The organism is Nonomuraea sp. NPDC049758 (assembly GCF_040674635.1).
GTDB lineage: Bacteria > Actinomycetota > Actinomycetes > Streptosporangiales > Streptosporangiaceae > Nonomuraea.
In genome coordinates this window covers 628,964-651,956 of the sequence record NZ_JBFAMZ010000001.1, presented here as the reverse complement: position 1 = coordinate 651,956, position 22,993 = coordinate 628,964, and the positions used below count along the sequence as shown (strand labels likewise).

Sequence of the window (22,993 nt, the reverse complement as noted above, 5' to 3'; positions counted from 1 at the left end):
GCGAGCACGGAGTGTGGCTCCGCCATGCCCGCATGCCCGCCGACGAGGAGTGATGGTGGTCTTTACCGGTGAGCGCAAGGCGGACACGGCACGGCTGATCGAGCCGCGGAACAGCGACGCGACGGCGGGAGAGCGGCCACTCGCGGGCGTCCGCGTGGCGATGCTCAACTTCCGCGAACCCTGCCAGTCGACGGCCGGCGGCGCCGAGGAGTACGCCTGGCAGGTCAGCCGGTTCCTGCTGACCCAGGGGGCCTCGGTCGTGTTCCTCACCGGCCGCCAGCGCGGGCAGCGCCGCGCCGAGGTGCTCGACGGCGTCGACCTGCGCAGGATGGGCAACCCGTACCTCGTCTACCTGCTGGTCCCGCTCTGGCTGCTGATCCACCGGCGGCGCGTGGACGTCGTCATCGACACCATGAACGGCATCCCCTTCTTCTCCCCGCTCGTCGTCCGCCGCCGCACGCCCGTGATCAGCCTCGTGCACCACGTCCACGACCGGCAGTTCCACGCCTTCCTGCCCGCCTGGCTGGCCCGGATCGGGTGCTTCGTGGAGGGCGAGGTGGCCCGGCTGGTCTACCGGCGCTGCCTGACGGTCACCGTCTCGGAGTCGTCGAGGCACGACCTGGCCACGAAGTTGCGCTGGCTCGCGCCGGTCACCGTCGTGCCGAACGGCTGCGCCGAGCCCGCGCGCAGCGAGCCGCCGGCCGCCGTGGGCGAGCCGGCCCTCGTGTATGCCGGCCGCCTGATCGGCCACAAGCGCATCGAGCGCGTCGTGGACCTGGCCGCCGAGCTCGGCGACGCCTGGCCGGGCCTGCGGGTGCACGTCGTGGGCCGCGGCCCCGAGCGCGACGCCCTGGCCGCCCGGATCTCCGGCCGGGGCCTGGACGGCCGGGTCGAGCTGCACGGCTTCCTGCCCGAGCCGCGCAAGAACGCCCTGCTGGCCGCCGCCCGGCTCAACGTGACGGCCTCGGAGTTCGAGGGCTGGGGGCTGACCGTGATCGAGGCCGCCGCGCTCGGCGTGCCGACCGTGGCCTACGACGTGGCCGGGCTGCGCGACTCCGTGCGGGACGGCGTCACCGGCTGGCTCGTACGGGACGGCGAGAGCCTGGCCGAGGTGACCGGCCGCGCGCTGAAGGAGCTGGCCGACCCGCGGCGGCGGGCGGAGGTGGCCGCGGCCTGCCGCACCTGGGCCGGGGAATTTACGTGGGCCCGAACTGGGGCTAACATGACCGGACTTATCCTGGCGAAACTCCAAGATTGCGGCGGAGCCCCTCAGTGACCCAAGCCTCGCCTGGACCCCCGGGGGAACGCGGGGACTCCATCGTCGAGAGCTACGAGGCCCGGATCAGGCACAGGCTGCGGCTGCTCGCCTCCTGTCTGCTGCTCGGCGCCATCGCGTTCAACACCTCGACCGAGAAGATCATCCCCGAGACGAAGCTCGACATGGCGGTCAACCCGCTGGGCTTCCTCGGCCGGGCGCTGCACCTGTGGGACGGCGCCTACTTCGGCCACCTGCAGAACCAGGCGTACGGCTACCTGTTCCCGATGGGCCCGTTCTACGCGATCTTCCTCAATCTGGGCATGGAGTCGTGGGTCGTCCAGCGGCTGTGGATGTCGCTGGTGCTGTGCGTCGCCTTCCTCGGCGTGGTCCAGCTCGCCCGCGCGTTCGGCGTCGGCGGCCCGCACACCCGCGTCCTGGCCGGCTTCGTGTACGCGCTCGCGCCGCACGCCCAGGCGCTCATCGGCATCAACTCCTCGGAGTTCCTGCCCAGCGCCGTGCTGCCGTGGATCCTGCTCCCGCTGGTCAAGGGGGCCAAGGGCGAGCTGACGCCGCGCCGGGCGGCCGCGCTGTCGGCGTTCGCCTTCCTGTTCTGCGGCGGCGTCAACGCGGTGGCCGAGGCGGCCGTGCTCGTGGTGCCGATGGTCTACCTGCTGACCAGGCGCGGCGGGCCGGTCAAACGCCGCCTGATCGCCTGGTGGCTGCCGCTGGTCGCGCTCGCCTCGCTGTGGTGGGCCGTCCCGCTGCTCACGCTCGGCGGCTACATCTTCTCCTTCCTGCCCTACATCGAGACCGCCACCGCGACGACCGGCGTGACGTCGCTGGTCAACGCGCTGCGCGGCACGTCGAGCTGGCTCAGCTTTCTCACCGTGGACGGCCAGACCTGGCTGCCCGACGCCCACCAGCAGTCCACCGTCCCGTGGCTGATCGTGGTCACCGCCGCCGTGGCCGCGCTCGGCCTGGCCGGGCTCACCCTGCGCCGGCTGCCCGAGCGGCCGTTCCTGCTGATCAGCCTGCTGTGCGGGATCGCGATCATCACCACCGGCCATCCCGGCACGCCGCACGAGCAGTTGATGGTCGGGCTGCTCGACGGCCCGCTCGCCGCCTTCCGCAACCTGCACAAGTTCGACGCGCTGATCAGGCTGCCCGTCGCGCTCGGCCTCGCCGGGCTGCTCTCACTGGCCCGCCCGCGCCTGCGCACGCCCCTGACCGTGCTGGCCGCCGGGCTCGTGACCCTGTCGGGCCTGCCCGTCCTGTACGCCGGCCTCGCCCCCGCCGGCGGCTTCACCGCCATCCCCGACTACTGGCGGCAGGCCATCACCTGGCTCAACCGCAACGCCGGCGACGGCATGGTGCTGGCCGTGCCGGGCGCCAAACGCGGCGAGTACCTGTGGGGCCGCCCCCTGGACGAGCCGCTGCAGGCGCTCTCGCAGGCCCGCTGGGCCACGCACACGATCGTGCCGTGGGGCTCGGCCGGCATCTCGCGGCTCATGGCCGCCGTGGACGACCGCCTGGCCACCGGCAAGGGCTCGCCGGGGCTGTCCGCCACGCTGCGCCGGATGGGGGTGTCGTACCTGGTCGTCCGGAACGACCTGGACCGGGCGACGATCGGCACGGCCTGGCCGGTCCGGGTGCACCAGGCGCTGGAGGACTCGCCCGGCGTCTCGCTCGTGGCCCGGATGGGGCCGGGCGTCGGCATCGCCCAGTACGGCCGGGCCGCCGCCTGGCTGGACCAGCCCTACCCGGCCGTCGAGATCTACCGCGTGGCCGGCGCCGCGCCGCTGGTCGGCACCGTGGACGCCACCCGCCCGCTGCGCGTCGGCGGCGCGCCGGAGTCCGTGCTCTCCCTGGCCGAGCAGGGCCTCCTGGACGACGACCGGCCCGTCCTGCTCAACGACGACGCGGGCGTGGTCAAGGTGCCCGCGCACGACACGATCCTGACCGACACGCTGCGCCGCAGGGAGGTCGCCTTCGCCGACCTGCGCCGCAACGCCAGCGCCACGCTCACCGCCGACGAGCCCCTGCGCGGCAGCTCGCCCTCCAGCGACCTGCTCGACCCCGGCTGGGCGCGGTACGTCTCCACGGCGGGCCTCACCGGCGTCGCGGGCGTCACCGCCTCCAGCTCCGAGGCCGACGTCGGCGCCGCGGCGAACAGCCGCGAGCCGGGCCACCAGCCCTTCGCCGCCCTGGACGGCGACCGCCGCACGAGCTGGCGCTCCACCGGCTGGAACGGCGCCGTCGGCGAGTGGCTGGAGGTGACCTTCGCCGAGCCGCTGACGATCCCCACGATCCAGGTGGCGTTCGAGAACTCGCCGATCGGCCCGCCGCCCAGCGAGGTCGTCGTGGAGACCGGCGCCGGCTCGCTGCGCCAGAAGGTGCGCGCGACCGCCGACCCGCAGGAGCTGGCCGTGCCGAAGGGGCCGGTCGAGCGGCTGCGGGTGAAGGTCGTCGCCACCGCGTACGAGCCGGGGAACCGCCTCGGCGGCCGGGTCGGCATCACCGAGCTCGCCATCCCCGGCGTCCGGCCCGGACGCTCGATCGTCGTGCCCGACCCGCGTGAGGACACCGGCGAGCCGGCCACGATCGCGGTCGCCAGGACCGGCGACGTGCCCGGCTGCGTCCGGGGCTCGGCCGCCTGGAGCTGCGCCAAGGGCCACGAGGTGCTGGGCGACGACGGCAACGGCTTCGACCGCTCCTTCGTCACCGGCAAGGACGGCGCGTACGGCATCTCGGGCCGCGCCACGGTCACCGACCGCGCGACGATCGAACGCCTCAGCACGCTGCCCGGCGACTCCCTGAGCGTGCGCGCCTCCTCCACCGCGGTGGACAGCGGCGCGGCGGGCGGCCGCTGGGCCTTCGACGGCGACCCGAAGACGGCCTGGTTCGCCGACCCGCTCGACCCCAGGCCCACGCTGAACGTCGAGCTGGCCCGCGAGACGAAGCTGTCGCAGATCCGCGTCATCACGCCCGACTCCTACCTCGGCGCCCCTCCCGTCCGGGTGACGATCCGCGCGGAGGGCGGCGTCCGGCAGAGCTGGGTCGGCACGGACGGGCTCGTCCGCTTCCCCGAGATGAAGGCCAGGAAGGTCGCGCTGGAGTTCGGCGCGTCCGGCGGCCGGCCCATCGAGATCAGCGACGTGGCCTTCCCCGGCGTGCGGCCGCTCGGCGCGCTGACCGGCTTCAGGCTCACGCTGCCGTGCGGCTTCGGGCCCACGCTCACCATCGACGGCAACGAGGTGCACACCGCCGTCACCGGCGGCACCCTGCACGACGTGGTCACCGGCCGGCCGGTGACCTTCGAGACCTGCGAGCGGCTGCAGCTCGTGGCCGGTCCGACCCGGCTGTCGGTGCGGCCGGGGGAGTCGTACCGGGTCGAGTCGGCGGTCGTGCGGCACGAGCCGGGCAGCCCCGCGGCCGGGCCCACCGTCATGCGGCGCACGCCGGTCACCACGTGGGCGGCCGGCGAGCGGGTCGTCCAGGTGAACGTCCAGGACGACGCCTACCTGGTGGTCAACGAGAACTTCAACGCCGGCTGGAAGGCCACGCTGGGGGCCGCGGCGCTCAAGCCGGTCCGGCTGGACGGCTGGCGGCAGGCCTGGTTCCTGCCCGCCTTCACGGCCGGGACGGTGACGCTCACCTACGAGCCGGACGAGCCGTACCGGGCGGGGCTCGCCGCGGGCGGGGCGCTGGCGCTGCTCGTCGCCGGGCTGGCGCTGGTGGGCAGGGGCCGGCCGGGACGCCATCTGGCGCCCGTCCTGGCCGGCCGGCCACGGATCCGGCACGTCGCCGTGTTCGCCGTGGCGCTCGGCTACTGGGTCGGCGGGCCGGCGGGGGCGGGCGTGGCCGGGGTGGCGTTCGTGCTGGGCGCCTGGTCGCGTCCGCTGCGGGAGGCCGAGCACCTGCGCGGACGGCGGCGCTGGACCCTGCTGCTCGGGCCGCCCGGCGGGCTCGCGCTCTACCTGGCCGCCACGGTCGCGGTGGCGCTCGGTGCGGGCGGCCTGTGGGCGCAGCTGCTCTGCCTGCCGCTGCTCGGGCAGCTTCTCGTCGAGGTGGCGGCCAGACGCGCGCCGGCCCGGCAGACCACCGTACCGATCACCGTCGCCGCAGGCGGCCCGACCATGACGAGTGTTCCGTGACCGACACGATCAAGCCGCGTGCGGGGACCGTCATCACGGTTCCCGGCCCGGTGGCGCGTGCCGCCCGGTGGGCCCGCCGCCACGGCGTCCTGCTGGCCGGGCTGGTGCTCATCGCCGCCGCGGTTGCGGGCAAGGCGGCCGTCGTCCAGGAGGCGTACTTCAAGGAGGACGACTACGAGTTCGTGGCCAGGGCGATGGAGGGCGACCTGTCCTTCGACTACCTGACCCGGATCCATTTCGGCCAGTTCATGCCGGGCGGCTTCCTGGTGGCCTGGCTGGTCTCCCGGCTGCACCCCTTCGACTGGGGCTGGGCGGCCGGGACGGTGCTGGCGCTGCACGCCCTGGCCGCCCTGGGCGTGCTGCGCATGCTGCGGGTGGTCTTCGGCAGGCGGCCGGCGACGCTCGTGCCGCTGCTGGTCTTCCTGCTCGCGCCGGTCACCGTGCCCGCGCTGGCCTGGTGGGCGGCCGGGCTCAACACCGTGTTCCTCCAGGTCGCGCTGCCCATGGCGGTCGCCTCGCACTGGCACCACCTGCGGACGGGCCGGCTGCGGCACGCCGTGGCCGCGGCGCTGTGGGTGCTGGTCGGGCTGCTGGGCTTCGTCAAGGGGTTCGCGCTGCCGCTGCTGCTGTTCGCCCTCACCGCGATCTACCACGGCGGCCTGCGCGCCGCGCTGCGCCGCCACCTGGCCGCGTGGGCCATGTACGTCACCGTGCTGGTGGCCTTCGGCGCGCTCTACGTCCAGCGGTCGTCGTCGGCGCCGAACACCGGGGCGCTGCCGATCTTCGACCAGGCCCTGGGCTTCCTGTGGGAGCTGCTGGGCAAGACGTTCGCCACCACCGTGCTCGGCGGGCCGTGGCGGTGGTTCGCGGGCGGCGACTGGGGGGTGGCCTCGCCGCCGCTGCCGCTGGTCATCGCCTCCCTCGTCGTCCTGGCCGCGCTGGTGGTGGTCACCAGCCGGTACCGCAGGCGGGCGATCCTGGCCTGGGCCACGCTGCTGGGCTACCTGCTCGTCGCGGACGCGTTGCCGGTGTTGTGGGGACGCGTGCACCTGCTGGGCTCGTTCGTCGGCACCGACACCCGGTACGTCGCCGACGCCGTCCCGCTGCTCGCGCTGGTCGTGGGCCTGGTGCTGCTGCCGCTGCGCGGCGAGGAGGAGCCGTACCGCAGGGCGCTGCCGGCGCGGGAGCGGGTGACCGGGGCGGCAGGCGCGATGCTCGGGCTGTTCGCGGGCGCGTCGCTGGTCACGGTGACGCTCTTCGCCGGGTACCTGGGGGCCGAGCGGCGGCACGACTACATCGAGACCGCCCGCGCCGAGCTGGCCAGGGCGGCCCCCGACAGCGTGATCTACGACCGGCCGGTGCCGACGGAGGTGCTGCCGAACTCGTACGGGACCTACAGCCTGACCTCGCGGGTGCTGGGCGCGCTGGCCACGCCAGCGCTGAGGGCCAGGATGCAGGCGCCGCCCGCCGCGCTCGACGGCCTGGTCTTCGACGACCAGGGCCGCCTGCGCCCGGTGGACGTGCAGGGCATCCCGCTCGTGCCCACGACCCGCGACCGGTGCTGGCCGGTGACCGGCGGGACCGTCCAGGTGCCGCTGGACAACCGCGTCACCCGGGCCGAGGGCACCCTGGTCAGGCTGGGGTACGCGGCCCGGTCCGACACGACGGTCACCCTGTGGATGGGCGACCGCGCCACCGACATGAAGCTGCGCGCGGGCTTCGGCCGGGTCTTCGTGCTGGCCGTGCCGGGCGCGGACCGGATCGTCGTGCACGACGTGCCGCCCGGCCTGTGCCTGGGCGACGTGACGCCGGGACAGGCGGTGCCCCGGCCGTGACCGCCCCGAGCCGAAGGAGCCTCGCGCTGGTGCTGGCCGCCGTGGGGGCCTTCCTGCTGACGCTCATCCCGCTGAGCCGCCTGTACGTCTACGACCGGGTGCTCAAGGCCCCGCTGGAACAGCAGAGCATGACCAGGGCGACCGCCGAGTCGGCCACGTACGTGGACCCGGCGACCATGCGGCAGACGACCGGCGACCTGGTCCAGACCCGGTGGCTGATCGGCGACGTGCTGGCCGGCGACGACGACCGCGCGGTGTGGGGCGAGTCGGTCTCCCTGGCCACCCGCGACGGCCACCGCCTGGACTACCACGAGCGCCGCCTGGCCTTCGACCGGCGTACCGGCGAGATCGTGAACTGCTGCGGCGAGTACCTGGACGAGGACGTCTCCGTCCGGCAGACCGGGCAGGCCTTCCGCTGGCCGTTCAACGCCGAGCGCCGCGACTACCCGCTGTTCGACCTGCGCCTGCGCCGCCCGGTGACGGCCGTCTTCGACGGGGTCGAGCGGGTGCGCGGCGTCGAGACCTACCGCTACGTCCAGCGCACGCCGCGCCGGCTCGTGCCCGGCGAGACGCCGCCGCTGCCGCGCCGCCTGCTCGGCCTGCCCGGCAAGGGCGACGTCGGCCTCGGCCGCTACGCCGAGATCCGGCGCACGTACTGGGTCGAACCGGTCAGCGGCCTGCCCGTCAGGACGCTGGAGGAGGTGACCGAGACGCTGGTCACCGCGGACGGCCGGGGCCGCCTGACCGCCCTGGACGCGGACTTCCGCACCGCCGAGCCGGACGTCGCCGCGGCCCTGGCGACGGCGGCCGCCTACAAGCGCTGGATCCTGCTGCTCGGCACGGTGGCGCCGGTCGGCGGCGGCCTGCTCGGCGCGGGCTGCGTGGCGGCCGCCCTGTGGTTGTCGCGGCGGCGCTCACCTGCGGCGCAGGACGAGGAGCAGGTTCCAGGTGACCAGCTCGCGGATGCCAGGTAGGTGGACGACGTGCCTGGCCCAGCGTGGATGGTAGCGAGGGATCGCGTCGAGGACCTCCACGTCGCGCCTCCTGCGCGCCCAGGCCAGCGGCTTGGCCACGCCGATGGCGTACATGCTCTCGCCGAAGACGTTCTTGGGCGGCCTGCCGTGGGCGCGGGCGTAGCGGCGGGCGGCGTAGTGGCCGCCGAGGTAGTGCCAGGGGGAGGTCTCGTGGCCGCCCCAGGGCGAGAACCAGATCGTGTACGACAGGTAGACCACGCCGCCCGGCCGGGTCACCCGGACCATCTCGTCGGCCATCCGCAGCGGGTCGGGCACGTGCTCCAGCACGTTGGAGGAGAAGCACACGTCCACCGAGCCGGTGGCGAGCGGCAGGTCGAGCGCGCTGCCGAGCACGGCGTCGCGGGGCGGCACGCCGTCGCGCAGGCGCATCTCACCGGCGTCGCAGTCGACGCACAGCGGCCGCGCGCCGACCGCGCGCAGGGCGTCGGCGAAGTAGCCGGGGCCGCCGCCGATGTCGGCCACGGTCGCGCCGGCCAGGTCGGTGTAGGTGGCGAGCTGGGCCACCGTGTCCCTGGCCAGGGTGCCGTAGAAGAAGTCGGGGTCGCTCTGCTCCAGACGGAAGGCGCGCAGCAACCGGACGGATCTGCCGAGATCCGCTCGGAACGGTTCGGTGTCCACGGCGCGGAGCTTACTGCAGTGGAGGGATACGTCCATGGCTGAAGACGTCAAGCGAGCCGAGCCCTTCCAGATCACCATCCCGGCGGTGCGCACCGGGCCGGTCATCGGCATGGGCCTGCTGATCGTGCTGATCTCGCTGGTGTTCCGGGCCAGCCTGCTCAGCAAGGCCTACTTCGTCGAGGACGACTTCCTCTTCGTGGCCGGGGCCGGCGACAGCGGGCCGACCTGGGAGTACCTGATGAGGGTGCACAAGGGGCACCTCATGCCGGGCGCGCTCGGCCTGGTGTGGCTGCTCACGTCGGTCGCGCCGTACAGCTGGGCGCTGGTGTCGTTCGTGACCGTCGCGATCCAGGGGGCCGCCTCGGTCATGTTCCTGGTGCTGCTGCGGCGGCTGTTCGGCGACCGGGCGGCGGTGCTCGCCGCGCTGACCGTCTACGCGTTCGCGCCGCTCACCGTGCCCGCCATGAGCTGGTGGTCGGCCGCGCTCAACGCCGTGCCGCTGCAGCTCGCGCTGATCGCGGCGCTGGCCGCGCACGTCAGGTACGTACGCGAGGGCAGGGGCCGCTGGCGGGCCCTGGCCTGGACCGCCGTCGGGATGGCCTTCTCCACCAAGGGGGTGTTCATCCCGTTCGTGGTGCTCGGCGTCACCAGCGCCTACCTCGGGCGTGGCCTGTGGGCCCGCGCCCTGCTCGCCGAGCTGCGCCGGCCCGTCTGGTGGGCGCACGGCCTGCTGCTGGCCGGGTACGCGCTGCTCTACTGGCTGCGCCGCGACACCGCCGGGGCCGACGCGCTGACCGGCCCGAAGGCCGAGGTGGTCCCGGGGCTGCTGCGCAGGCTGCTGGGCGAGACCTTCCCGACGGGGGCGGTCGGCGGCCCGCTGCGCTGGGGCGGCGTCACCTCGACCGGCGGGCTGGCCGACCCGGCCCCGGTGACCGTGGCCGTGGCGTGGGCGGTGCTCGCCGCGCTGGTCGTGGTCACCTGCGTGTACCGCAGGCGGGCCTGGCGGGCGTGGGCGATCCTGGCGGCCTACGTGGTGGTCGCCGACGCGGTGCCCACCGTGATCGCGCGGGCCACCGCCTGGGACCTGGTCGGCGCCGAGACCCGGTACGTCGCCGACGCCGCCGTGCTCTTCGCGCTCTGCCTGGCGCTGGCCGTCATGCCGGTGGAGGACGAGCCCGACGTCTTACGCCGGCCGGTGCCGGCGAGCATGCCGGCCGTCGGCGGCGCGCTGACCGCCGTCTTCGTCGTCATGTCGCTGATCTCGATCAACACCTTCGGCGACACGCTCACCGGCGACCGGGTCAGGACGTACCTGGAGAACGCGAGAGCCTCGCTGGCCGCGGCGGCGGGGGAGGCCGACATCTACTCCCGTCCCGTGCCGCCGGAGATCGTCCTGCCGTGGAACGGGGAGCGCCGGATGACCTCGTACGTGCTGGCGCCGCTGGCCGACGAGGCGACCAGGGAGCGCATGCGCGACCCGCGGCCCTCGGCGGAGCCGTACGTGCTGGACGACACGGGCAAGCTCGTCCTGGTGGGGCGGGTGGTGCCGTTCTTCGACGCGGTCAAGGGGCGCAAGTGCTACCCGGCGGGCAAGGAGTTCCCCGTCGAGTCCTTCGGCGGGCCCGGCGTGGTGGTGGCCATGTCGTACGTCAGCCCGCGGCCCGTGCAGGTCGTGGTGGAGGTCGGCGAGACGCAGCGGGCGGCCACGCTGCCCGCGACCGGCGCCATGGGCGCGCTGTTCTACGTGCCGCACGACGGGCCGGGCAAGGGCATGCGGATCACCGCGGCCGGGGCGCAGGGTCAGGCGTTCTGCCTCAGGGCGGTGGCCTTCGGCGAGCCGGGCCCGGCGGCGCGCTGAGGCACCAGGCGGATCAGCCGCCTGGCCGGCTCCTCCACGTAGCGGTGGGTGAGCCCGGCCATGGTGACCGTGATGGCGGTGACGGCGACCAGGTTGACCAGGAGGTTGCCGGTCCACGGCCGCTGGCCGGTGAAGTCGTACCAGAGGTAGAGGATGACGAACTGCCACAGGAAGACGCCGTAGGAGATCTGGCCCAGGTAGCTCATCACCCGGCCGCCGAGCAGCTCGTGCACCCGCGTGGGCCGTCCGGCCGCCAGCGCGGCCGGGGCGACCAGGCAGAAGGCGACGAGCGTGTAGAGGCCCTGCTCGGTGAACGCGGTCCAGATGCTGCCCAGGCCGACCGCGCGCGGCCCGGTGAGCGGCGTGGCGGCGATGAGGTAGGCCAGGCCCGCGATGACCCACAACGTGCCCCAGGAGGAGGCCAGCGCGGCGCTCAGCCGCCGTGCGCGGCCGTCCTCGGCCCTGGCCCAGACGGTCAGCACGGCCAGCGCCATGCCGGGCACGAAGAACGTCCAGGAGCGCGGCAGCCACACGTTCATCCAGGGCCGGTAGTCGGGGAAGTACTCGAAGATCGTGTACACGTAGGACAGCGCGCCGAAGGCGGCCAGGCCGATGAGCAGCCGCCGTCCCCTGGTCCGCAGGTCGGGGTCGCCGCGCAGGGCGAACCTGCGCAGCACCGCCGCCATCAGCGGGAGCGTGAGGTAGAAGGTCAGCTCGACCGCGAGGCTCCACATCTGGCCGAGCCCCTTGGGACCGAGGCCGTACCACCAGGGGGTGATGTCGTAGGTGTGCACGAGGAACAACATCTGCGCCCACGTCCAGGGGTCGGCGCGGTGGGCGTCGCCCCACAGCAGCAGCGCCACGGCGACCACCAGCCAGTACGCCGGCATGATCCGGAAGAAGCGTTTCCACAGGTAGCGACGGGTGTCCGGGGCCCGGTCGCCGAGCAGCACCTGCGCCGCCCACGGCCGGTACAGCAGCAGGCCGGAGAGCGTGAAGAAGATCGGCACGCCGATCTCGCCCCTGGACAGCACGCCGCCCAGGAACCCCGGGTCCAGCGCCGTCCCCGCCTCCATGGACACGTGGAACAGCAGGACGGCGAAGGCGGCCACGGCGCGCACGCCGTCGAGCGAGGTCTGGTGTCCTGAGACCACCGGCACCCCGCCCGAAGTAGAACCTGTTTCGGTCACGTTTCCGCATCCCTGGTGACGTCGGTCACTCGTCGCAATAACATACCGGCGAGTAGGTAGTTCGTTTCAGTACTTAACCACCCAAACAGGCGTCAGTGCACCTGCGCACATGGAGGGTCCATGAACCGGGTCGTCGTTGGCAGCGTCCTCATCGCCGTCGGGGCATTCCTCATCGTTCTGGCTCCCCTGGTGCGTCTCCAGGTCGCGCCCGCCTTCATGGCCGCCAAGGGCGACCAGTACAGCATCAGCAAGCTGCACGCGACGGGCGCCCAGTACTTCAGCATCCCGGACGGCAAGGTGCTGACCGCCGACCTCGACATCATCGTCACCACCCGCGGCGACGTGAAGGAGGCCAACGACGACCGCGTCGTCTGGGACGAGTTCACCGCCGTCAACGACGTCACCAACAGCAAGCCGGGCATCAACTTCAGCGAGCGGCGCAGCGCCTTCGACAAGCGCTCCGGCGTCGGCCTCAACTGCTGCGGCGCCAGCATCGACAAAGCCCCGGTGCAGCTCCAGGGCCAGATCTACAAGTTCCCGTTCGACGTGGAGAAGAAGACCTACCAGGTCTTCAACGCCAGCGCGGGCAAGGCGTTCGACGCCAGGTTCGTCGGCGAGGAGCAGGTCAACGGGCTGGCCACGTACAAGTTCGAGCAGACCGTCCCCGAGACCAGGACGCAGACGCTGAACGCGCCCGCCGCCTGGTTCGGCATGGGCACCTCGGGCGACGTGCAGCTGAACCGGTTCTACTCCGGCACCGTCACCTACTGGATCGAGCCCACCACCGGCGCGCCCGTCAAGCAGGAGCAGGTGCGCAACGAGGTGCTCAAGAGCCAGGACGGCATCGAGCGCTCCAAGGCGTTCGTGGCCACCGCCAAGATGACCGACGACACGGTCAAGGGCCTGGTCGACAGCGCCGCCGAGGGCAAGAGCCAGATCAACCTGATCAGGACCACGCTGCCGGTCGTGCTCGGCGTGGTCGGGGTCGTCCTGCTCCTGGGCGGCCTGCTGCTCGCCCTGCGCGGCCGCCGGTCCGCATGAGCCAGGGCGTGGTCGCCCGGCCCTGGTCGCCCGCGCCCGCGCTGGCCCTGGTCAGGGCGGCCCGGCCGCGTCAGTGGCTGAAGAACCTGCTCGTCCTGGCCGCCCCCATGGCGGCCGGGGTGCTCGGGCAGCCGGGCCGCCTGCTCGCGGCGCTGCTCGTCCTGGCCGCCTTCTGCCTGGCCGCCAGCGGCTCCTACCTGCTGAACGACGCCTCCGACGTGGAGGCCGACCGGCTGCACCCGCGCAAGCGCCGCCGGGCCGTCGCCTCCGGCGCGGTGTCGGTGCGCACGGCCCGGGTGGCGGGCGTCGTCCTGCTGGTCCTCGCGCCCGCGGTCGCCGCGCTCACCGGCGGCTGGCAGTCGCCCGCGGTCGTCGCCGGGTACGTCGCCCTGACCCTGGCCTACACGACCTGGCTCAAGCACCAGGAGGTCGTGGACCTCATCGCGGTCGCCGGATGCCACGTGATCAGGGCCTACGCCGGAGCCGTCGCCGTCGGGGTGCCGGTGACCGGCTGGTTCCTGGTGGTCGTCTCGCTGGCCGCGCTGCAGCTGGTGGCCGGCAAGCGCGAGGCCGAGCTGCGGTCGCGGGGCGTGTCGGGGACGCGGGCCACGCTGGCCGCCTACCCGGCCGCGTACCTGACGCACGTGCGGATCATGGCGTCCGGGGCGATGATCGTCACGTACTGCCTGTGGGCGCTGAACGCGCACGAGAACGTGTTCTACGGGCTCAGCATCGTCCCGTTCCTGCTCCTGGTGCTCCGGCACAACCTGCTGGTCGAGCGAGGCGGCGGCGAGGAGCCCGAGGAACTGGTGATCCGCGACCGGCCCACCCTCGTCTTCGCCGCCGCGCTGGTCGTCCTGGTGGGGCTCGGGATCTACGCGTGAGCACGTTCCTCACCGGCTGGGGCCGCACCTCGCCCACCCCCGCCGTGCTGCGCCGCCCGCGCTCCCTGGACGAGCTGCGCGACCTGGTCGTGGCCGCGCCGGGCCGCGGTGTCGTCGCCCGCGGGCTCGGCCGCTCGTACGGCGACGCCGCCCAGAACGCCGGCGGCCTCGTCCTCGACTGCACCGGCCTGGACGCCTGGAGCTTCGACGAGCGCACCGGCGTCGTGACCGCGGCGGGCGGGGTCAGCCTGCACGAGGTGATGACGGCGCTGGTGCCCCGCGGCTGGTTCGTGCCCGTGAGCCCCGGGACCAGGCACGTCACGGTCGGCGGGGCCGTCGCGGCCGACGTGCACGGCAAGAACCACCACCGCGACTCCTCCTTCGGCGCGCACGTGCGCTCGCTCACCCTGGTGACCGCCGACGGCGCCGCCAGGGTGCTGCGCCCCGGCGATCCGCTCTTCCGGGCGACCGTCGGCGGCATGGGCCTGACCGGGGTGGTGGCCGAGGCGACGTTCGGGTGCGTGCCCGTCGAGTCGTCCCTGATGCGGGTGGACGTACGGCGCACCGCCGACCTCGACGAGACGCTCGACGTCATGGCCCGCACCGACGACCGCTACCGCTACACGGTGGCCTGGATCGACCTGCTGGCCCGCGGCCGCCGGATGGGCCGCAGCGTCCTGACCAGGGGCGACCACGCGCCGCGCGACGGGGACAAGGCGCCACCGGTCTTCGCGCCGCGCGCCCGGCTGCACGCGCCGCCGTGGGCGCCGGACGGGCTGCTCAACGGGCTCAGCGTGCGCGCCTTCAACGAGCTCTGGTACCGCAGGGCGCCGCGGAACGCGACCGTCACGCAGGGCATCGCGCCGTTCTTCCACCCGCTCGACTTCGTCGAGGGCTGGAACCGCATGTACGGCCCGCGCGGCTTCGTGCAGTACCAGTTCGTGGTGCCGTTCGGCGCGGAGGAGACGTTGCGCGGCATCGTCGGGTCGTTGTCGGCGCACGGGACGGTGTCGTTCCTGACCGTGCTCAAGCGGTTCGGTCCCGGTTCGGGCGGGTTCCTGTCCTTCCCCGTGCCCGGCTGGACCCTGGCCCTGGACATCCCGGCCGGTCGGCGCGGCCTGAGCGGGCTCCTGCGCGGCTTCGACGAGCGCGTCGCGCAGGCCGGAGGACGGGTGTACCTGGCCAAGGACGCCCGGCTGCGCGCCGACATGATGGCGTCGATGTACCCCGAACTGGAACGATGGCGGAGCATCAGGGACGAGGCCGACCCGGAGGGCCTGTTCCGCTCGGACCTGTCCAGGAGACTACGACTGTGACCACCACTTCTGACGCGAGCCGAGCGGCCGCCGCTGCGGGGCGGGAGGCGTCGTGAGGAACGCGCTCGGGGCCGTGGACAGCGTGCTGCTGCTGGGCGGGCGGAGCGAGATCGGCCTGGAGATCGTCCGGCTGCTGGTCGGGCTGGGCGCGACCAGGGTCGTGCTGGCCGCCAGGGGCGAGCTCACGCCGCCGGCGGACCTCGCCGCCGAGGTGCACGTCCTGCCGTTCGACGCGCTGGACGTGGGGTCGCACGCGGCCGTCCTGGCCGGGGCCGTGGAGCTGGTGGGCGACCTCGACGTGGTGATCTCCGCGTTCGGCGTGCTCGGCAGCCAGGACGACTACGACGCCGACCCGGCCGCCGCCGCCGAGGCCGTCGCGGTCAACTACGGCGGCCACGTCTCCGTGGACCTGCACGCCGCCAGGGTCCTGCGCGAGCAGGGGCACGGCACCCTCGTGGTGCTCTCGTCGGTCGCCGGGGCCCGGGTGCGCAGGGCCAACTTCGTCTACGGCTCGGCCAAGGCCGGGCTCGACGGGTTCGCGCAGGGGCTCGGCGACGCGCTGCACGGGTCGGGCGCGCGCGTGCTGATCGTCCGGCCGGGTTTCGTGATCGGCCGGATGACGAAGGGCCTGCCCCCGGCGCCGCTGTCCTCGACGCCCCGCCAGGTGGCCCTGGCCACCGTGCGCGCGCTGCGCGAGGGCGCGTCGTCCGTGTGGGTGCCGCGGGCGCTCGGCACGGCGTTCGGCCTGCTGCGCCTGCTGCCGCGGCCGCTCTGGCGGCGGCTGCCGCGCTAGAACGCGTTCCAAGCCGGAAGCTTACCGACGAAAGGTTCTAGAGTAGAACACGTTGCAGTTCGGCTGTGGCGCGGCTTATCGTCGGGCCATGCGGACACGGGTCACGGACATGTTCGGAATCGAGCTCCCGATCTTCGCCTTCAGCCACTGCAGGGACGTGGTCGCCGCGGTCAGCCGCGCGGGCGGCATGGGAGTGCTCGGCGCGCTCTACTTCACCCCGGAAGAGCTCGAGATGGAGCTCAAGTGGATCGACGACCACGTCGACGGCAGACCGTACGGCGTGGACGTGGTCATGCCCGCCTCCTACGAGGGCGCCGACTTCGCCCCCGAGGAGCTGGTCGGCCGCCTGCAGGCGATGATCCCCGAGGGGCACCGCGCGTTCGTCGAGAACCTGCTGGGCAGGCACGGCGTGCCGCCCCTGTCGTCCGACGCCGACCCCGGCCGGGTGCTGCTCGGCTGGACCGACGCCACCGCGCGCCCCCAGGTCGAGGTCGCGCTCCGCCATCCCATCGCCCTGCTGGCCAACGCCCTCGGGCCGCCCCCGGCCGACGTCGTGGAGCTCGCCCACCGGCACGGCGTCAAGGTCGCCGCCCTCGCCTCGACCCCGCGGCACGCGCTCAAGCAGGTCGAGGTCGGCGTGGACGTCGTCGTCGCCCAGGGCACCGAGGCCGGCGGCCACACCGGCGAGATCTCGACCATGGTGCTCATCCCGCAGGTGGTGGACGCCGTGGACGTCCCCGTCCTGGCGGCGGGCGGCATCGGGAACGGCCGGCAGATGGCGGCCGGCATGGCGCTGGGCGCGGAGGGCGTCTGGACCGGCTCACTCTGGCTCACCGTCGAGGAGGCCGACACCCCCGAGATGGCGAAACGCCGCATCCTGGAGGCCACCTCGCGCGACACCGTGCGCTCCCGGAGCTGGACCGGCAAGCCCGCCCGCCTGCTCAGGAACGAGTGGACCGAGGCGTGGGAGTCGCAGGAGTCGCCGGGCACGCTGCCGATGCCGCTGCAGTTCATGCTCGTCTCGGACGCCCTGCGCCGGATCGGCCGCTCGGACGCCTCGGAGCTGGCCACGTTCCCCGCCGGGCAGGTCATCGGCCTGACCAACCAGGTGCGCTCGACGAAGGACGTGGTGTTCGGGCTCGTGGAGGAGTACGCGGAGGCCCTGGAACGCCTCGATCGCATCACCCGGGACTGATCGCCCGGCTGTTACCGTGGGGACGTGCCGGTCTTGTACGTGCCGTACCACCTCGATGAGCACCAGCCCGATCTCAACGTGCCGCTGCCCGACGGCGTGCCCGTCGCCGAATTCACCGTGGAGCTGCCCGGCCAGGACGTCTGGTCCCGCCTCGGGCGGCTCTACGACGCCGTCGCCACCACCGTCGAGCGGACCGTGCGGGCGGGGGAGCGGCCGGTCGTGGTCTCCGGCGACTGCACGGTGTCGATCGGCATGACGGCGGGCCTGCAACGGGCCGGGCTCGACCCCTCGATCGTCTGGATCGACGCCCACGGCGACCTCCAGACGCTGGAGACGACCACGTCCGGCTACCTGGGCGGCATGGCGCTGCGCTTCCTGCTCGGCTACCGCTCCCGCGACGTGGCCGACCGCCTGGCCCTGCGCCCGCCGCCGGAGGAGCGCGTGCTGCTCGTCGACGCCCGCGACCTCGACCCGCCCGAGGCCGGCTACCTGGCGTCCTCGGGCGTGACCCGGTCGAGCCTCGACGAGGTGACGCCCGAGACCCTGCCTCCCGGTCCGCTGCTGCTCAACCTCGACCTGGACGTCCTCGACCCGTCCCGCCTGCCCGGCCTGCGCTACCCGGCGGCCGGCGGGCCGGACGTCCCGGCCCTGCTGCGGGCCGTGCGGGTGGTGCTGGACAGCGGCCGGCTCGCCGCGCTCAACCTCGCCTGCACGTGGCATCCGGGCCGGGACGACCCCGGCGGCGTCCGCGAGCACCTGGTGACGACGGTCCTCGACGGCCTGCGGGACTGACTCCTTCCCGCAGGCCGTGGTTCTTCGACAGCGCTCCCTCGGCTCTCGGTCAGCCGAACATACCGGGCACGTAGTCGCCCGCGGGCTGCTGGATGATGACGTTCACCCGGTTGAAGGTGTTGATCAGGGCGATCAGGCACACCAGCGCCCCGAGCTGCTCCTCGTCGTAGTGCTTGGCGGCGTTCGCCCAGACCTCGTCCGGGACGCCGCCGGCGCCGTCGGCGATGCGGGTGCCCTGCTCGGCCAGCTCCAGCGCGGCCCGCTCGGCCTCGGTGAACACCTTGGCCTCGCGCCAGGCGGCGACCAGGTTGAGCCGGATCGGGGTCTCACCGGCGTGCGCGGCGTCCTTGGTGTGCATGTCGGTGCAGAAGCCGCAGCCGTTGATCTGGCTGGCCCGGATCTTCACCAGCTCCTGCGTGGTGTGGGGCAGGCCCGAGTCCATGATGACCTTGTTGGTGCCGATGAGGTGCTTCATGACCTTGGCCGCGACCTGGTTCTCGAAGAGGTTGAGACGGGCTTCCATGACGCGCTCCTTGTCGTCGTCGACTGCTTCCACCTCTCGGACGGGGCAGCCGGACGGGATGTGACAGGAACGGATGTGACGTGCGTCTCTCCTTACGGGGAGTGGTCAGCGGCCTTCGTAGCGGGCCGGGCGCTTCTCGCGGAAGGCCCGGGTGCCCTCCTTGGCGTCCTCCGAGCCGATCACCGGCCAGCCCAGCTCGTCCGACACCTTCAGGGCCTCGGGCTCCGGCATGCCCAGGGTGTCCCGGTACGTCCGCAGAATGGCCTGGACCGCCAGCGGACCGGAACCGGCGATGTCGGCTGCCAGTTCCCGGGCCGTCTCCAGCGCCCGCCCGTCCGGCACGACCCGGTTGACCAGCCCCATCGCCAGGGCCTCGGCGGCGGTCACGGAACGGCCGGTGAGCAGCAGGTCCATGGCGTGGCAGTACGGGATCTGGCGGGGCAGCCGGACCGCGCAGCCGCCCATGGGGAAGAGTGCGCGTTTGGCCTCGAACAGCCCCAGGGTGGCCGATTCCGCCACCACTCTGAGGTCCGTCCCGACCAGGAGCTCCGTGCCGCCGGCGACTGCGTATCCCTCGACAGCGCTGATGATGGGCTTTGTCGGCAAGTCCTCCCTTAAAAGCCCTTTCCAGTGAAAATTCGGGATCTGGGCGGCTCTTGCTTGAACCTCTGGATCGGTCGAGGGTTGGCCCATGGCCTTGAGGTCGGCCCCGGCGCAGAACGTGCCCTCCGCCCCGGTCAGGATCGCGACCCGGATCGAGGGCTCGGCCGACGCGTACGCCCACGCCGAGGCCAGCCCGATCAGCATGTCCGAGGAGAGGGCGTTGCGGGCCTCCGGCCGGTTCATCGTGACGGTCAGGACGTGGCCGTCGCGTTCCACCCGGCAGTGCGGGGTGCTGATCGGCAGAAGCTCCATGTACGCCTCCCAAGTCCCAGAAGCTACTGAATCAAGCGCTTGCTACGAACTTTACCCGCGGGATACGCTCCCCACAGCAAACGAGAACAAGTTCCTGTTTTGCTACGCCTGAGCTGAGGAGATCAGATGGGCACGCTCGGTTTCTGGAGGCTGGCGCAGGCGGATCCCGAGTGGATCGCGGCCGTCGACCCCGACGGCACGGAGCACCGCGCGGGTGACCTCCTGGCCCGTTCGAACCGCCTCGTCCACGGGTTACGCGAGCTCGGCCTGGAGCCGGGCGACGGAATCTGCGGCCTGGTCCCGAACGGCGCGGACGGCCTCGTCCTCTACCTGGCCGCGCTCCAGGCCGGCTGGTACTACACGCCGATCAACTGGCACCTCACCGGTCCGGAGATCGGCTACATCGTGTCCGACAGCGAGGCCAAGGCGTTCTTCGTCCACCCCCGCTTCCTCCAGGAGGGCGCCAGGGGAGCCGAGGCGATCGAGCCGCACCGCCGCTTCCTCCTCGGGGACGGCGGCCAGGACGGCTTCCGCCCGGCGGCCGAGCTGACCGCCGGACAACCGGACACCGCGCCGCCCGGCCGCACGGCCGGCGCCACCATGCACTACACCTCGGGCACCACCGGCCGGCCCAAGGGCGTCAGGCGCACGCTGAGCGGCCTCGACCCCGACGACGGCGCCGAGCTGATGACCTTCCTGCTCGGCCTGTTCGGCATCACGGCCGGGCCGCCCAACGCGCACCTGGTCACCTCGCCCAGCTACCACACCGCCGTCACCCAGTTCGGCGGCAGCGCCCTGCACATGGGCCACACCCTCGTCTACATGGACAGATGGGACGCCGAGGAGACGCTCCGGCTGTGCGAGCGCTACCGCGTCACGAACTCCCACATGGTCCCCACGCACTTCAAGCGCCTGCTCGCGCTCCCCGAGGCCACCAGGGCCAAGTACGACCTGTCCTCGCTCAAGTGGATGATCCACGCCGCCGCCCCCTGCCCGGTTCCGGTCAAATGGGCGATGTTCGAGTGGTGGGGCGACTGCATCTACGAGTACTACGCGGCCACCGAGGGCGGCGGCACCCTGGCCACGCCCGAGGGCTGGAAGGCGCATCCGGGCACGGTCGGCTCCGCCTGGCCGATCAGCGAGCTGCTGATCGCGGACGACGAGGGCGAACCCGTACCGACCGGCACGCCCGGGACGATCTACATGAAGATGATGGGCGTGCCCTTCGAGTACAAGGGCGACCCCGACAAGACCGCCGCGAACCGGCTCAAGGACTACTTCACGGTCGGCGACATCGGATACCTGGACGAGGACGGCTTCCTCTTCCTCTGCGACCGCAAGGCCGACATGATCATCTCTGGCGGGACGAACATCTACCCGGCCGAGATCGAGAACGAGCTCATGATCCACCCCAAGGTCGCCGACGTGGCCGTGTTCGGCATCCCGGACGACGACTGGGGCGAGCAGATCAAGGCCGTCGTCGAGCCCGCGCCGGGCGTCGCGCCGGGTCCCGAGCTCGCGGCCGAGCTGATCGCCTCGCTGGAGGGCCGCCTGGCCCGGATGAAGTGGCCCAAGAGCGTCGACTTCATCGCCGAGATGCCCCGCGAGCCCAACGGCAAGCTGCTCAAGCGCAAGCTCCGCGCACCGTACTGGGAGGGTCACGACCGTGCCATCTGACGATCCGCTGGTCGCCCAGCACGTCCTGGAGTTCCCCGGCGGCTACACCCGCACGACCGGGCCGGTGATCGGGCGCTTCCTCACCGAGTTGCGCGGCCGCCACATCGTCGGAGTGCGCACGAACGAGGGCAAGGTGCTCGTGCCGCCCCTCGAATACGACCCCGCCACCGGCGACCCCGTCACCTCCGAGTACGTCGAGGTCGGCCCGGCCGGCACGGTGACCTCCTGGGCCTGGGTGCCCGAGCCCCTGCGGAACCACCCGCTCGACCGGCCCTTCGCCTGGGCGACGATCCTGCTGGACGGCGCCGACACCGCGCTCGTGCACGCCGTCGCCGCCGACGGCCCCAAGGCGCTGTCGAAGGGCTCCCGGGTCTGGCCGGTGTGGCGCGACCGGCCCACGGGCCACATCACCGACATCTCCCACTTCGCGCCCGAGGTCACGAAGATCGTGTCCAACGTGCGGGCCGAGTACCGCCTCCAGGCGGGCGGCTCGCTCCGCGTCTTCCTGGAGGGCGTCGAGCGCGGCGTCTTCCTCGGCGGACGCTGTGAGCAGTGCGACCAGGTGTACGTGCCGTACCGGATGTCCTGCCCCCAGTGCGGAGGTCTCATCCCGGAGACGCTCGAACTCCCCGACACCGGGACGATCACCACGTTCGCCATCAACAACCTGCCGGATCCGCGCGCGCCGGAAGTGCCGTTCGTCTCCGCCTACATCCTGCTCGACAACGCCGACATCCCCATGATCGCCCTGATCGGCGACGTACCCGCACACGAGGTGCGCCAGGGCATGCGGGTCAGGGCCGTCTGGGTGCCCGAGCAGGAGCGGAGCAAGTCCATGGCGAACATACGCTGGTTCGCCCCCACCGGCGAGCCCGACGTGGAGCTGTCATGAGAGAGGTCGCGATCGTCGCGTTCGCGCAGACCGTCCACACCGACCACGACACCGGGCTCACCGAGCCCGAGCTGATCCTGCCCGTGATCAGCGAGGTCAAGGAGCGGACCGGGCTGACCCGGTTCGGCTTCACCTGCTCGGGGAGCTGCGACTACCTGGCCGGGGCGCCGTTCTCGTTCGTCAGCGCCCTGGACGCGCTCGGCGCCTGGCCGCCCGTCTCCGAGAGCCACGTCGAGATGGACGGCGCCTGGGCCCTGTACGAGGCGTGGGTCCGCCTCCAGCACGGTGACATCGACTCGGCCCTGGTCTACGGCTTCGGCAAGTCGTCGCTCGGCGACCTGCGCACCATCATGACCCTCCAGCTCGACCCCTACTACCTGGAACCCCTCGGCCTCGACCAGCTCTCCCTGGCCGCACTCCAGGCGAACGCGCTCGACGCGGACAGGAAACAGCTCGACGAGATCGTCCGCAGGTCCAGGGCGGACGGCAGGAGCAACCCGTACGCGCTCGACCTGCCCGAACCGGACGGCGAGGAGGTCGCGGTCGAACCCCTCAGGAAGACGGACGTGCCGCCCGTCACGGACGGCGCGGCGGCGATCGTGCTGGCCACGGCGGAACTGGCCGGACGGCTCACCAGCCGCCCCGCGTTCGTCAAGGGCATCGCCCACCGCATCGAGCCCCACTACCTGGGCATGCGGGACCTGGCCAGGTCGGCCTCCGCGGCCGACGCCGCACGAGCCGCCGGCGTCGGCAAGGGCCCGGTCGAGGTGGCCGAGCTGCACGCCCAGTTCCCGCACGAGGAGCTGATCCTGCGCGAGGCGCTCGAACTGGGCGGCGACACGCTGATCAACCCGTCCGGCGGCCCGCTCGCCGCCAACCCCGTCATGGCCACGGGGCTCATCCGCATCGGCGAGGCCGCGCGGCGCATCCTCGACGGCGGCGCGAGCCGCACCGTCGGGCACGCCGCCGGCGGCCCCTGCCTGCAGCACAACCTCGTCACGGTCCTGGAGGCGTGAAT

Annotated in this window: 18 protein-coding genes; 14 read left to right on the top strand and 4 right to left on the bottom strand. The window is 72.9% G+C overall.

The window, feature by feature from the left end:
* Positions 1–52 precede the first annotated feature (52 nt).
* Genes AB0J46_RS03040 through AB0J46_RS03025 form a run of 4 tightly spaced genes read left to right on the top strand, consistent with a single transcriptional unit; the run spans position 53 to position 8,221 of the window.
* A complete protein-coding gene (locus AB0J46_RS03040) occupies positions 53–1,276 on the top strand; it encodes a glycosyltransferase family 4 protein (RefSeq protein WP_364325623.1) in 1,224 nt (407 codons plus the stop codon).
* Positions 1,273–5,412, top strand: coding sequence for an alpha-(1->3)-arabinofuranosyltransferase family protein (locus tag AB0J46_RS03035; RefSeq protein ID WP_364325620.1), 4,140 nt, complete (start codon positions 1,273–1,275; stop codon positions 5,410–5,412). Before AB0J46_RS03040 ends, AB0J46_RS03035 begins: the two co-directional genes overlap by 4 nt.
* The gene (locus tag AB0J46_RS03030) at positions 5,409–7,247 is read left to right on the top strand and encodes a hypothetical protein (RefSeq protein WP_364325617.1); all 1,839 of its coding nucleotides are present in this window, start codon (positions 5,409–5,411) and stop codon (positions 7,245–7,247) included. Before AB0J46_RS03035 ends, AB0J46_RS03030 begins: the two co-directional genes overlap by 4 nt.
* Positions 7,244–8,221: a DUF3068 domain-containing protein gene (locus tag AB0J46_RS03025; RefSeq protein WP_364325614.1), complete on the top strand. Its 978-nt coding sequence runs from the start codon at positions 7,244–7,246 to the stop codon at positions 8,219–8,221. Before AB0J46_RS03030 ends, AB0J46_RS03025 begins: the two co-directional genes overlap by 4 nt.
* Here the strand turns inward: AB0J46_RS03025 and AB0J46_RS03020 are convergent.
* A complete protein-coding gene (locus AB0J46_RS03020; RefSeq protein ID WP_364325611.1) occupies positions 8,162–8,935 on the bottom strand; it encodes a methyltransferase domain-containing protein in 774 nt (257 codons plus the stop codon). The genes AB0J46_RS03025 and AB0J46_RS03020 overlap by 60 nt on opposite strands.
* Here AB0J46_RS03020 and AB0J46_RS03015 point away from each other — a divergent pair.
* A complete protein-coding gene (locus tag AB0J46_RS03015; RefSeq protein ID WP_364325608.1) occupies positions 8,934–10,757 on the top strand; it encodes a hypothetical protein in 1,824 nt (607 codons plus the stop codon). The genes AB0J46_RS03020 and AB0J46_RS03015 overlap by 2 nt on opposite strands.
* On the opposite strand, the gene AB0J46_RS03010 is transcribed toward AB0J46_RS03015, so the two are convergent.
* On the bottom strand, positions 10,700–11,947 hold the full coding sequence (locus AB0J46_RS03010) for an acyltransferase (RefSeq protein WP_364325605.1): 1,248 nt from the start codon (positions 11,945–11,947) through the stop codon (positions 10,700–10,702). The two genes, AB0J46_RS03015 and AB0J46_RS03010, sit on opposite strands and share 58 nt — an antisense overlap.
* 120 nt (positions 11,948–12,067) lie before the next feature.
* On the opposite strand from AB0J46_RS03010, the gene AB0J46_RS03005 reads away from it, so the two are divergent.
* From AB0J46_RS03005 to AB0J46_RS02980, 6 genes are all read left to right on the top strand, one after another.
* The gene (locus tag AB0J46_RS03005) at positions 12,068–12,988 is read left to right on the top strand and encodes a DUF3068 domain-containing protein (RefSeq protein ID WP_364325602.1); all 921 of its coding nucleotides are present in this window, start codon (positions 12,068–12,070) and stop codon (positions 12,986–12,988) included.
* Positions 12,985–13,872 (top strand): decaprenyl-phosphate phosphoribosyltransferase, encoded by an 888-nt coding sequence (locus AB0J46_RS03000; RefSeq protein WP_358282860.1) that lies wholly within the window; start codon positions 12,985–12,987, stop codon positions 13,870–13,872. Before AB0J46_RS03005 ends, AB0J46_RS03000 begins: the two co-directional genes overlap by 4 nt.
* The gene (locus AB0J46_RS02995; RefSeq protein ID WP_364325599.1) at positions 13,869–15,188 is read left to right on the top strand and encodes an FAD-binding oxidoreductase; all 1,320 of its coding nucleotides are present in this window, start codon (positions 13,869–13,871) and stop codon (positions 15,186–15,188) included. Before AB0J46_RS03000 ends, AB0J46_RS02995 begins: the two co-directional genes overlap by 4 nt.
* A 52-nt stretch (positions 15,189–15,240) precedes the next feature.
* Positions 15,241–15,981, top strand: coding sequence for an SDR family NAD(P)-dependent oxidoreductase (locus tag AB0J46_RS02990; RefSeq protein WP_364325597.1), 741 nt, complete (start codon positions 15,241–15,243; stop codon positions 15,979–15,981).
* 88 nt (positions 15,982–16,069) lie between these two features.
* Positions 16,070–17,176, top strand: coding sequence for a nitronate monooxygenase family protein (locus AB0J46_RS02985; protein ID WP_358282866.1), 1,107 nt, complete (start codon positions 16,070–16,072; stop codon positions 17,174–17,176).
* 24 nt (positions 17,177–17,200) lie between these two features.
* Complete coding sequence (locus AB0J46_RS02980) at positions 17,201–17,968, top strand: arginase family protein (protein WP_364325594.1); 768 nt, start codon at positions 17,201–17,203, stop codon at positions 17,966–17,968.
* A 49-nt stretch (positions 17,969–18,017) separates the two neighbouring features.
* Here the strand turns inward: AB0J46_RS02980 and AB0J46_RS02975 are convergent, their stop codons facing one another.
* Positions 18,018–18,491 carry a carboxymuconolactone decarboxylase family protein gene (locus AB0J46_RS02975; protein ID WP_364325592.1) on the bottom strand — a complete coding sequence of 158 codons (474 nt, stop codon included), beginning with the start codon at positions 18,489–18,491 and terminating at the stop codon, positions 18,018–18,020.
* A gap of 105 nt (positions 18,492–18,596) precedes the next feature.
* A complete protein-coding gene (locus AB0J46_RS02970; protein WP_358282870.1) occupies positions 18,597–19,406 on the bottom strand; it encodes a crotonase/enoyl-CoA hydratase family protein in 810 nt (269 codons plus the stop codon).
* A gap of 126 nt (positions 19,407–19,532) precedes the next feature.
* Between AB0J46_RS02970 and AB0J46_RS02965 the strand changes: the two genes are divergently transcribed.
* From AB0J46_RS02965 to AB0J46_RS02955, 3 genes are read left to right on the top strand one after another with little or no spacing between them, the layout of a single operon-like run.
* Complete coding sequence (locus tag AB0J46_RS02965; protein WP_364325589.1) at positions 19,533–21,083, top strand: acyl-CoA synthetase; 1,551 nt, start codon at positions 19,533–19,535, stop codon at positions 21,081–21,083.
* Positions 21,073–21,975 carry an OB-fold domain-containing protein gene (locus AB0J46_RS02960; protein ID WP_364325586.1) on the top strand — a complete coding sequence of 301 codons (903 nt, stop codon included), beginning with the start codon at positions 21,073–21,075 and terminating at the stop codon, positions 21,973–21,975. The genes AB0J46_RS02965 and AB0J46_RS02960 overlap by 11 nt, the downstream gene beginning before the upstream one ends.
* Positions 21,972–22,991, top strand: a complete 1,020-nt coding sequence (locus AB0J46_RS02955; RefSeq protein ID WP_364325583.1) for a thiolase domain-containing protein — start codon at positions 21,972–21,974, stop codon at positions 22,989–22,991. Before AB0J46_RS02960 ends, AB0J46_RS02955 begins: the two co-directional genes overlap by 4 nt.
* Positions 22,992–22,993 lie beyond the last annotated feature (2 nt).